This window comes from Pararhizobium sp. P1_E7 (genome assembly GCF_056405855.1).
Genome location: NZ_JBFUBH010000082.1, coordinates 1 through 10,515 on the forward strand (window position 1 = coordinate 1; position 10,515 = coordinate 10,515).

The 10,515-nt window shown below is 58.7% G+C and carries 10 protein-coding genes and 2 pseudogenes; 7 read left to right on the forward strand and 5 right to left on the reverse strand.

Annotated features, from left to right (window positions below; translation table 11 throughout):
• The 3 genes and pseudogenes from AC1D17_RS25755 to AC1D17_RS25765 all read left to right on the forward strand — a co-directional run.
• A pseudogene (locus tag AC1D17_RS25755) lies at nt 1–263 on the forward strand (S-(hydroxymethyl)glutathione dehydrogenase); the annotation flags it as partial.
• A 96-nt stretch (nt 264–359) separates the two neighbouring features.
• Complete coding sequence (gfa, locus tag AC1D17_RS25760; RefSeq protein WP_477568126.1) at nt 360–941, forward strand: S-(hydroxymethyl)glutathione synthase; 582 nt, start codon at nt 360–362, stop codon at nt 939–941.
• A 140-nt stretch (nt 942–1,081) separates the two neighbouring features.
• Entirely contained in the window at nt 1,082–2,407 is a 1,326-nt protein-coding gene (locus tag AC1D17_RS25765; RefSeq protein WP_477568127.1) for an FAD-binding oxidoreductase, read from the forward strand.
• A gap of 624 nt (nt 2,408–3,031) precedes the next feature.
• On the opposite strand, the pseudogene AC1D17_RS25770 reads toward AC1D17_RS25765, so the two are convergent.
• From AC1D17_RS25770 to AC1D17_RS25780, 3 genes and pseudogenes are all read right to left on the reverse strand, one after another.
• A pseudogene (locus AC1D17_RS25770) lies at nt 3,032–3,247 on the reverse strand (VOC family protein); the annotation flags it as partial.
• Between the two features lie 50 nt (nt 3,248–3,297).
• Complete coding sequence (locus AC1D17_RS25775) at nt 3,298–3,537, reverse strand: hypothetical protein (RefSeq protein ID WP_477568128.1); 240 nt, start codon at nt 3,535–3,537, stop codon at nt 3,298–3,300.
• Between the two features lie 637 nt (nt 3,538–4,174).
• Entirely contained in the window at nt 4,175–4,468 is a 294-nt protein-coding gene (locus AC1D17_RS25780) for a hypothetical protein (RefSeq protein WP_477568129.1), read from the reverse strand.
• A 402-nt stretch (nt 4,469–4,870) separates the two neighbouring features.
• Between AC1D17_RS25780 and AC1D17_RS25785 the strand changes: the two genes are divergently transcribed.
• Nucleotides 4,871–5,803, forward strand: coding sequence for a helix-turn-helix transcriptional regulator (locus tag AC1D17_RS25785; protein WP_477568130.1), 933 nt, complete (start codon nt 4,871–4,873; stop codon nt 5,801–5,803).
• Nucleotides 5,804–5,918: 115 nt separating this feature from the next.
• Nucleotides 5,919–6,206 (forward strand): putative quinol monooxygenase, encoded by a 288-nt coding sequence (locus AC1D17_RS25790; RefSeq protein WP_477568131.1) that lies wholly within the window; start codon nt 5,919–5,921, stop codon nt 6,204–6,206.
• Between the two features lie 121 nt (nt 6,207–6,327).
• Here AC1D17_RS25790 and AC1D17_RS25795 read toward each other — a convergent pair whose 3' ends face one another.
• Nucleotides 6,328–7,857 (reverse strand): MFS transporter, encoded by a 1,530-nt coding sequence (locus AC1D17_RS25795; RefSeq protein ID WP_477568132.1) that lies wholly within the window; start codon nt 7,855–7,857, stop codon nt 6,328–6,330.
• Nucleotides 7,858–8,004: 147 nt separating this feature from the next.
• Between AC1D17_RS25795 and AC1D17_RS25800 the strand changes: the two genes are divergently transcribed.
• The gene (locus AC1D17_RS25800) at nt 8,005–8,925 is read left to right on the forward strand and encodes a LysR family transcriptional regulator (protein WP_477568133.1); all 921 of its coding nucleotides are present in this window, start codon (nt 8,005–8,007) and stop codon (nt 8,923–8,925) included.
• A 473-nt stretch (nt 8,926–9,398) separates the two neighbouring features.
• Here the strand turns inward: AC1D17_RS25800 and AC1D17_RS25805 are convergent, their stop codons facing one another.
• A complete protein-coding gene (locus tag AC1D17_RS25805) occupies nt 9,399–9,806 on the reverse strand; it encodes a GNAT family N-acetyltransferase (RefSeq protein ID WP_477568134.1) in 408 nt (135 codons plus the stop codon).
• A 435-nt stretch (nt 9,807–10,241) separates the two neighbouring features.
• On the opposite strand from AC1D17_RS25805, the gene AC1D17_RS25810 reads away from it, so the two are divergent.
• Nucleotides 10,242–10,515, forward strand: a 274-nt coding sequence (locus AC1D17_RS25810) for an alcohol dehydrogenase catalytic domain-containing protein (protein ID WP_477568135.1), incomplete at its 3' end; no start/stop codon positions are given.

Genomic DNA, 10,515 nt, shown 5'->3' on the forward strand with positions numbered 1-10,515 from the left:
AGTCGGTGATCATCGGCGTTGCCGGTGCCGGCCAGGAAATCTCCACCCGTCCGTTCCAGCTGGTGACCGGCCGCAACTGGATGGGCACCGCCTTTGGCGGCGCACGCGGCCGCACCGATGTGCCCAAGATCGTCGAGTGGTACATGCAGGGCAAGATCCAGATCGACCCGATGATCACCCACACGATGCCGCTCGAGGACATCAACAAGGGCTTTGACCTGATGCACGCCGGCGAAAGCATTCGTGGCGTGGTGGTCTACTGAGAGTAGCGTTCAAAGCCGTATGACGAATGCAATGCATTCGTCGCAAGCCAGCGACCGGCCGCGCATACCGCGCCGGCCATGAAGGAGGAGAAACCCATGCCAAGTATTGCGATACATCCATCCGTCGATTACGGGTTCAGGGCGACCGATGCAGCTTTCTCGGGCGGCACGCTCGTCTGCAACTGCACGCGCAACCCCGTAGAGGTCCGGATCAAGGGCGACATTGCCCACAATCACGCCTGCGGGTGCACGAAATGCTGGAAGCCCGACGGCTCCGTATTCTCGATCGTCGCAGTCGTTGCGACGGAAAATGTCGAGGTGGTGGAAAACGGCGACAAGCTCGCCGTCGTGGACCCGGCCGCCCTCATCCAGCGGTATGCTTGCAAGGACTGCGGCGTGCATATGTACGGCCCCGTCAAACGCGACCATCCGTTCAAGGGACTTTCCTTCTTGCATCCAGAACGGTTTCAGCAAGCGGGCTGGGCGAAGCCGGGGTTTGCGGCCTTCGTGTCTTCGATCATCGAAAGCGGATGCGATCCGGCAACCATGGATGGCGTGCGTGCCCGCCTGAGAGACCTTGGCCTGGAGCCCTATGACTGCCTCAACCCCGGCCTCATGGACTACATGGCCACCTGGACGGCAAAGAAGAGTGGTGCGTTCAAATCGGACAGGCCCTGAACACGTCCGCCGCAAATACTTCACCGTTCTCGACACCCACCAATAGGTAATATCAAATGGATCGCCTACAACCCGAGTTCAAAGCCGAAGTTCGTAGAATTGTTGGTGACGGAAATCTCAAGGACGCAGAGGCCATTTCCATGATCGACCACGGAGTTGCGCCTGAAAATCTGGGGGCAGGCGCCGTCGTCTTCCCCGGATCGACCGAGGAGGTTGCTGCCGTCGTCAAATGTTGCCTCACCAACGGGGTTCCGCTCGTTACCCATGGGGGGCGAACCGGCCTCGTAGGCGGCGCGATGTCCCGGCCGGGCGAACTTGTGCTTTCGACTGCCCGCCTCAATCGAATTCTCTATGTTTCACCGATCGAGCGCGTTGCGGTCGTGGAAGCCGGCGTGACACTGCAGGCACTGCAAGTGGCTGCAGCCGAACATCGGCTTGAAACGGGGATCGATTTGCCGTCGCGCGGTTCGGCAACCGTCGGAGGCATGGCATCGACGAATGCCGGGGGTATAGCTGCCTTTCGTTTCGGGGTCATGCGGCATCGCGTTCTTGGTCTGGAGGTCGTCCTTGCGGACGGCTCCATCTATTGCGACCTGACACGGGTGGTGAAAAACGCGGCCGGCTATGATCTGAAACACCTCTTCGTGGGAGCAGAAGGCACGCTCGGCATCATAACGCGCATTGCCGTCAAGCTCGAACCCCTGCCCTTTGCCACCGCCACGGTCCTCTTCGGCTTGCCGTCGGTAGATGCGGCGCTCGATACCGTCCGTCGAGGTCTGGACGCCGAGTACGGTCATCTACGCGCCGCGGAGGCAATCTGGAATGCATATTTCCGCCTGACGTCAGCCAATCATCGTTGGTCGGCTCCGGAGTATAGTGCCGACCATCCGATCAACCTGTTGGTCTCGCTGGGTGGGGTGGAGGAGGAAGCGTTGCAAACGGAGCTGGGGGGCATCTACGAAGATGTCATCGAGGATCACCCCGACGCCTCGGCCGTGATTGCGTCCTCGGGCGCGCAGGAGGCGGATCTTTGGCGGTTGCGCGAAGACATCGACCTTATCTACCGAAAGCACCCGGGCGCGCCATCCTACGATGTCTCGGTCCCCCTTTCGGAAGTCGGGTCCTATCTCGATCGCTGCCTTGCAGATCTCAGAGATCTGGATCCCGCATTCGATCCCTACGTGTTTGGCCACCTTGCGGACGGAAATCTCCATATCGTCCTCAATATGGCCGGTAGTGATATTCCAGATGAAAAGACCAACGCCATTGAGAAGGCAGTGTACAGGGACGTTGTTGCGATGGGTGGATCTTTCTCTGCCGAGCACGGGATCGGCAGCAAGAGAGTGGGGTCTCTGTCAGCGATGTCCAACCCGGTGAAGGTGGCGCTGATGCATCGGGTCAAGGACGCACTCGATACATCGGCGCTCTTGAACCCGGGAAAGGTGTTGCGCAAAGGCGCACCATAGCTTTGAGTTCAGATGCAGGGCATCGGGGCCTCGTGGGCAGTCCCGTAAGGATGCGGCCGATGCTGTTTTACGCAGATCCGGCCCATGGAACGCCTTTGATGCGCCGTCGGCATTGATCGCTCTGAATGTCGCTAACCAGCACCGCCAGTCGCATCCAAGCCGGGATGGTTCCGCATCGGTATTAATGGTTCGACATCTCCGACAGTTCTCGACGCGTCATATCCGCTTGCAGCTTCATCCATTCGCGCAAACGACAGAAACCGTCGAGGCTACCTGAGGTCCTGGGCGCAATGAGACTGTAGCCCGCACCTGCGTCGAGCTGGACCGGATGAGCCTGAACCCAGCAATCCGCCGTGCACCGCGGAACCGACCAGGGCGAGGTCGGCGAGCGCAAGACTCTGGCCTTGCTGGGCGGCTGTGACGGCAAGATCCAGCGTATCGAACACCAGGTGCCGCGCGCCGGAAAGAGAGATCTGCGCCTGGTTGGGTTCGTTCAGCTCAGACCCAGAATCACCGCACCGTTAAACTGCAGACAGCGTGACATCGCCTGCGCAATACGTGATGCTCTCCAATCTCGAACAATCGTCGGGAGCCGCCGTCGGATGCCGGCGGCAGCCTTGACCATCAGTCGACGATGGCCGGCAGGATTTTCTCGATCCGGTCGCGCAGATGAGCGTGCTGGCTGGGCAGTTTCAACGCCTCGCCGAGATGGGCGGTGTCTTCGTCGCGGTTGAAGCCCGGCTCGTTCGTCGCCACTTCGAACAGCACGCAACCGGGCGTGCGAAAATAGATGGCGTAGAAATAGTCGCGGGCGATGACCGGGGTGACGTGGTAGCCGGTACATCCAGACGCACACGACTGGCTGCGCCATCGGCGCAGCCCTGCAGTGTTTACTTCCACCGCGTCGCGTCGCCGGCGGCGCAGCCGTGCGGTGGCAGGGAACTGGCGAAGGTGGTTTTGAGTTTAGCGCAGCCCCAGCTGTTGATCGGGCCAAGCATGGCATTGTTGAGCGTGATGCCGATTTCATCGTAGGGGCTGTCGGTGTTGCTGACATAGCGATACCAGCGGAAACCGGTAAGGACGACGACCGCAAGAGCGATCGTCAGCAGCAGGCGAACCAACGTTCTCATAATTTTTCCTTTTAATGCACGTTGCCGCTTAGCACTCACTTGTCGAAGCTGAAAGCTCCGCCGCCAACGCCAAGGCGAGTATCTTGAGAAATAAGCAACCCATTGCAGGACGAGGCGACGTAGTAGGCGTGCCGATCCGAGATCCGGTACCGGCGCGCCACTTACGACATGGGTTCCATCCCGCTCATGATAAATCCCGTAAAAAGCAGCGAGGGCAGGCTCTGTGCCAACGTTACCATTCCAAGCCAACGAGGGCGCCTGCCGAACCACCAGTAGATGCCGTTGCAGATGTTCGATACAAGATTTCCGCTCCCAAGGACGAGGAGCCCCAGGACAGATCCAAGATTGGGAAAGAAGCCGCCGCCTGAAGGGCTCATGATCAGGAAAGCGCCGAGCAAAATACCGCCGCTCAACGCGAGGACTGAAAGGACAGCACAAACAGCAAGTGCGAGACTCCTCATGCGCTCGACCGTCCAGGGAATAAGGGGCAAAATAGCGAATCGGCCGCAAGTATCGGCAAGCCAGTGATCGTCGTAAAGTGAGCTTTCGCTCCGGCCGGGACTACTGTTTGCACCCGGCCCACCAGAGAATTATTCGATCTTCAGTTCCACAATCAATTGGGCTGGAAGATCGGCTCTTATGGTGGACGCGTGGCCTCTGGCAAATGCCATCTCGCCCTCTTGCCATATATCGTATTCCATGTCGATCCGCAGGAGAAATCCAGGCCGCCGCCTTTCCGCATGGACCAGCCTGTAGCCGCCAAAGCTTCGATGACCGCCCGCCAGCTTTCTTCCGATATCCCGGAAAGACACATCTGACCAAACATTGCCATTCCTTCCATCCGGTAGTCGATGACCAGTTTGCGGTAAAGCTGGATCGCACGTTTCAGTCGCGAGCCCGCACCATCCACTTGCAAAGCTTGGCCGGTCAACCGTCCTGTTCGACATCCGGGACGAAACGCAGCTTGTCGTATACGATGCCTCAGGCCTAACGAAAGGACGGGATTTCAACGTATTCTCGCTCAAGACATGAGCGCGTCAGCCAACGGTCGCCTTGTCCATCTGGATTTTCCCGCATTCGACCAGAGTGAACATCCAATCCTTGCTGTTCACAATGTTRCAAACCCGCCGGGACCGGCTGCGAGGTTGCTTACCTCAGAGTTCCGCACGAGGCTTGCACGTGAGGACGGACTTGGGGAAGGTTCCAGTACCACAGTGTGAGGTAAACCGAACCCGACAGAGCCGTCTGCACAACAGAACGCTGCGCTATTGTGAGAAGACACTCATCCAACTTCGCCACCTCGCCTTTCGCAAAGACCCTCAGGAATTGCCACATGCAATCGACGTCTCACGCCTTCGTTTCTCCCGACGTGCCTGACGTTGCCGCTTGCCTGAAGGCAGTGCGCAAGCTTGCCAGGTGTGAAGGCGTGATGCTCACACCGCTGCCCAGGGTCTGGATCGTCAAGTTCAGTCAGTCTGCTCCTTATTATCGGGGACGAAATACCGGCACGTCACTAGCAATCGCTGCCTCCGGCACGAAGTTGGTTTCGATCGAGAACGAGCGTTTCGTCAACGACGTCAGTCGATTTATGGTCCTGCACGGCGAGCGGCCTTACGATGCCGTCGTGCAAGGTTCCGAGGAAGAGCCCTACGTTGCACTCAAGCTGCAGTTGCCGCCGGAACTGGTAGCAAAGACGCTGGTCGAATTTGCCGAAACCGGATATTCGCCGCCGAAAGCAGACATGACGGTTCCCGCATTTTGCGATGATCTGACCCCGGATCTCGCCACTGCGCTGCTGCGTTTGATCCGGGTGCTCGACGATCCGGCGGACTGCCTGATGTTGGCACCGTCCTGTCTGCGCGAAATTTGCTACAGGTTGCTGCGCTCAGAGGCCGCGAGTGTTGTTCGAGCCTCCATAACGAGCGAAGACGTGAAACTTGTCAGAGCCATGCGCTTCATCCAAGAAGGCGCCAGTTCGCGATTGACAGTCGCGGATGTCGCCGCCGAGGTGGCAATGAGCCCGTCGCATTTCGCCCATCGGTTTCGCACCTGCTTCGGCGTGTCGCCGATGCGCTACCGCGCGCAGGTTCGTCTCGAACAGGCACGCCTTCAGCTGTTGAATACGGCGGCTACGGTTTCGCGGGCGGCCGAAGAGGCGGGCTATGCCAGTGACGCTCACTTCTCAAGGGATTTCAAAGAATTGTTTGGCGTTTCTCCGCGCGCCTATGTCCGAACCATGCATACACTGTTCGGGCATGGCAGCTAACCCAGCGCAAAATGCAATCGCAGGATCAGGTCCTTATTTGGCAGGAAAAGGTATGTGCGGGATTTCCTCCCTGCCGTAACAGATTAGCCATATTCAATTCTGTTACGGATACAAAATGCCAGTCAGCGTCATCGTGCAGTTCAACGCTTTGCCCGCAGGTCTCGCCAGCTTCCAGAGCATTATGGAAACAGTCAAGGTCGACCTTCCGACGTTACCCGGTTGCCGGGGCGTCACTGTTATGCAGGATCTCGAAGATCCCTGCCGGTTCACGCTTGTAGAAGTTTGGGAGAACCAGGCAAGGCATGCCGCGCATGTCGAGGGCCTGATTGCCGATGGAACATGGGCCGGCATCGCCAGTCATCTGGCTACGCAGCCAAGTACGAGCTACTTCCGCACTCTGTAGTGTCGTTACCGATGGGCCTCGACAGAGCGCGCCCGCCCACTGGCGAGCTGGAATGACGGCAACCCGCATTCAGATCAGATGTGCCGCCTGAGATTGTCGGACATTGTCATCTCAATGACAATTACGCCACTCCATCGACCTGGGGCTTGAGCGCGTCATGCGCCTCTGTCTTCAGGAACAGAAACACCACCAGCGCCGTGAGAAGGGTGATGGCGGCCAACAGCAGCAGTAGATCGCTGAATGCATCAGAATAAAGCGATACCAGCGCTGCCTGTTTCGCACCGGGCATGGCGCTGGCCGCCATGACAACATCACCGGCCGCAAGCCTCTGGGCGGCAACGACGATGTCGCCGTGTGCCGCCAGCCCGCCTATCCTGCCCGCCACCAGCATCGATAGGATTGCACCGACGACCGCGAGTGCCACGCCCTCGCCCGCCACCCGCGTGGTGCTGAAGATGCCGGTCGCCATGCCGGCGCGTTCTTTCGGCACAACGCTGACAGCCAGCCCGTCCATCAGCCCCCAGGGCAGGCTTATGCCGGTGCCGATTACCAGCATCGGCAAGGCTGTTGTCCAGACAGGCGCCCCGACCGGGATGTGTGCCAGCCAGAACAGGGCGCTGGCCGAGATCAGCAGGCCCGTGCCGCAGAGCGTCGCTGGGTGGAACCAGCGCGTCAGCAGCCCCGCAGCAACGGGCAGGATCAGCAGCGGCGCGGACAGCGCGATCATCAAGATGCCCGCCGCAACCTCACGCATGCCTTCAATGCCGATGAAGCGCACCGGAAGCAGAATCAGCAACACGACGAAGCCATAGGCCGGGGCCGCCGCCAGCAGTTGCACGCCAACGAAGCGTGGATAGGCGAACAGGGAGAGGTCAAGCATGGGGCGGGAGACCAGCCGTTCAATTGCCACAAACAGGATGAGGAACAGCGCAGCGCTAAGCTGCAGCCCAACGACCCTGCCGTCGCCCCAGCCGCGTTCGGGCGCAAGCAAAAGACCGTAGGTGAAGAGACCGAGCGCCGCCGTGAAGGTCAGCGCACCACCCCAGTCCAGACCGCGAGCATCCGGATCCCGGCTTTCTGTCAGCGTGCGCCAACCGAGAGCAAAGGCAAGAACGGCGAGGATCACCACGGCCACGAAGATGCTGCGCCAGCCGAAGGCTTCGATCATCCAGCCTGACGTGACCGGGCCAAGCGACAGGCCGACGCCGAAGCTCGTCCCGACAATGCTGAAGGCGCGAAGCCGGGCCGGGCCGTCGAACTCCTGCGCAAGTGCTGCCATGCCGCCGGAAAAGGCTGCCGCTGCCGCAAATCCCTGTGCTGCCCGCAACAGGTCGAAGACCAGAATGTCCGGCGAAAGGACGAGCGCCAGGGAAAATACAGYGAACGATCCGACACCGGTGAGGAATATGCGCTTGCGGCCATAACTATCCGAAAGCGATCCCGCCGCCATTAGGCTAGAGCCGAAGGTCAGCATGAAGGCGTTCGTCACCCAGGCGATCGCGACAGGACTGCCACCCAATGTTCGGCCGATCGAGGGCAGTGCTACCGCCGTGCCGGTGAATGTCAAAGGCATGGCGGCGGCGGCAAGGCACACCGCCAACAACGCTAGCCATTTCGAGGTTCCGTCAGAATGTTTCGAATGCGGGGACATGATTGCTCCTGAAGCTGGAGACAACCGCCAAGACCGGCGGCCTGTTTCCACATCAGTATATTTGTGCTTGAATGGCGAAAAATATCGCATCGTTTCCATTCATAACGGAATACAACGCTCGAATAGAACCTAGATGGACAGCTTTATATGGATCGACTATCCGGCCTGATGGCCTTCGTGCGCACGGCTGATCTCGGCAGCTTCGTTGCCGCCGGACGCGTGCTCGGCCTGTCGCCCTCTGCCGTCGGCAAGGCCGTCACGAAGCTCGAAAGCCAGCTTGGTGTCAGACTTTTCCAGCGTTCGACCCGCAGTCTGCGCCTGACCGAGGAAGGTCGCGCGTTTCACGAGCGATGCCGTCACGTCCTCGACGATCTCGACGATGCCCAGGAGGCGCTCCTGCAAACCCGGGAGACACCGCGCGGACGCGTCAGGGTCAGTGCGCCCATCGTCGCCTATCACTTGCTGTTGCCTGTGCTTTCCGAATTCCTATCGCTCTACCCGGAGATCGAACTCGATTTGGATTTCAACGACCGCATCGTCGATCTCATCGATGAGGGCATCGACGTCGCCATCCGCAGCGGACAAATGCCCGACAGCCGCATCATGATGCGCGCGCTGCGTCCGTTTCAACTGCTCCTCTGCGCTTCTCCCGTCTATCTGGAACGGCAGGGGACGCCCAACTGCCCGCGCGACTTGTCCGGCCATATCGGGATCGGATTTCGCTTTCCCAATAGCGGGAAGATACAGGAGTGGCCGCTCGTTCTTGCAGCAGGCGAGCAGGAGGTCCGCGTCCGCCATATTCTGACCTGTAACAATATGGAGGCCTTGCGTGGCGCGGTGCTGCGTGGCCTGGGTATCGGCTGTATGCCGGATTTTCTGGCAGCGGCGTCGCTGAAAACGGGCGAACTGGTGCCGCTGCTGGTCGATCACCTCGATCTGCCCGGCCAGTTCAACCTGATCTGGCCATCGAGCCGGCATCTTTCACCAAAAGTGCGAGTCTTCGTCGATTTCATCAGCAGCCGGCTGTTTTCAAGCGAATGTCAGCTGCTGCCCGCGACAAGACGTTGAGATTAGCGCTCTGGAAGGGATTTGAACCGCTGGTCGGCAGCTGATAAGCGAAATTRTTTCCGCCTGTTTGAGCCGAAACAGACCTGCATCGCACGCCTTGAACGGATTCGAACTACTGGCCCGGTCCTTCAATATGAAAAGGCAACGAAATATATGCGCGGAATGCGATCTCTGGGGGAGCTGTCAAGTCCACAATCGCGAAATGGCGCCGCCAGATCCACTCGGGTGATGGGAGCGAGGCTGGTGTGGCTGCCTTCCAATCAGGTTGTACGTGAAACTTCGACTACGACAGCAGATGAAGTTGAATGACATGCCTTACCCGCGCCGATCTTAATCATGTTTCGTTTTGTTGGCCCTCAGCAAATCGACCTGGTTTGCGCCGTCATTTTCGTCAGCAGGTATCAAGATGTCTCTCGCCGTACGGTGACCGGTTGAGATATCGTTGGCTTGTTTGTCTACCTATAGACGCTAAATTAATGGTCTGTTCCAGCATAGATCCACATTGGAACGGTGCTGCCCGCTTTGACAAACCCAAGGCCCTCGTAAAAGCGAACGGAGTTACCGTCCGCAGTGAGCATTATCTGATGGAAATCAGCATATTTCTGGAGCATTGCGGTCATCAATTTGCGACCGATGCCCCGTCTCTGAAAGTCAGGATGCACAAGCAGATGGGGGAAGTAGACGACCAGGTGCCCGTCGGAAATGGCATTTGCCAGTCCGACCAATAGGTTATTGGAACGCGCCGTTACCAGAGTGTGCGAATTGTGCAGGGCAGCCAGTAAACTTTGGGGTTTCTGTGCAGATGACCAGTCGTTGGCTTTATAGATGCTCAAGACCTCCTCTTCACAAGGTTTTTCATTTATTAGAATGTCAATTTTCATGCTTTCTCCAGGCTGGAATGGCCGCAAAGCCACGATGCCTTATTCGTTTTCTCATCCTTGTCTCCCAGGACGCTCAAGCAGAGATGAGCGGCACCTTCCCGCATAAGTATTACTAATATCCAAAAATGATTGGATCGTTCTTAAACGTGCCGTGCGCTGAACCTGATCATGCCAGACGCCGACGTCGCGGATTCGCGACGCGCTTTCCGCCTGCCGACGATGCGACGGCTAATGTTTGCCTTGCGGCCGCCCTGGCCCCACTGGCAGACATGGCAATTGCCTCCATCACCGGAATGGGTTCAAGGTGATTGGGAACCGTGTCCCAAAGTCACAAAGAAGGGCGTTTCTTCAAAATACAAGCCGGAGATGAAAGCGGAGGATGTGACCTGGGTAGACTAGTCGTCCTGACATCCGGATTTTGCATGGGAGATCAATATGACATCAAATCCAACCGTCACTACGGCCGACGCCCGCGCACTGGCGATGACAGCTTACAGAGTCCACGAATTCGGCGGTCCTGAGGTCATCCAGGAAGAAGTCCTACCGCTGGAATCACCCGGCTCCGGCCAGATGCGTGTCCGAATCCATGCGGTAGGAGTTGGTCCGTGGGACGGCTGGATCAGGTCAGGCAACAGCGCTCTCCCGCAACCGCTACCACTCACGCTCGGCTCAGATTATTGCGGTGTTGTCGATCTGGTAGGCACAGATG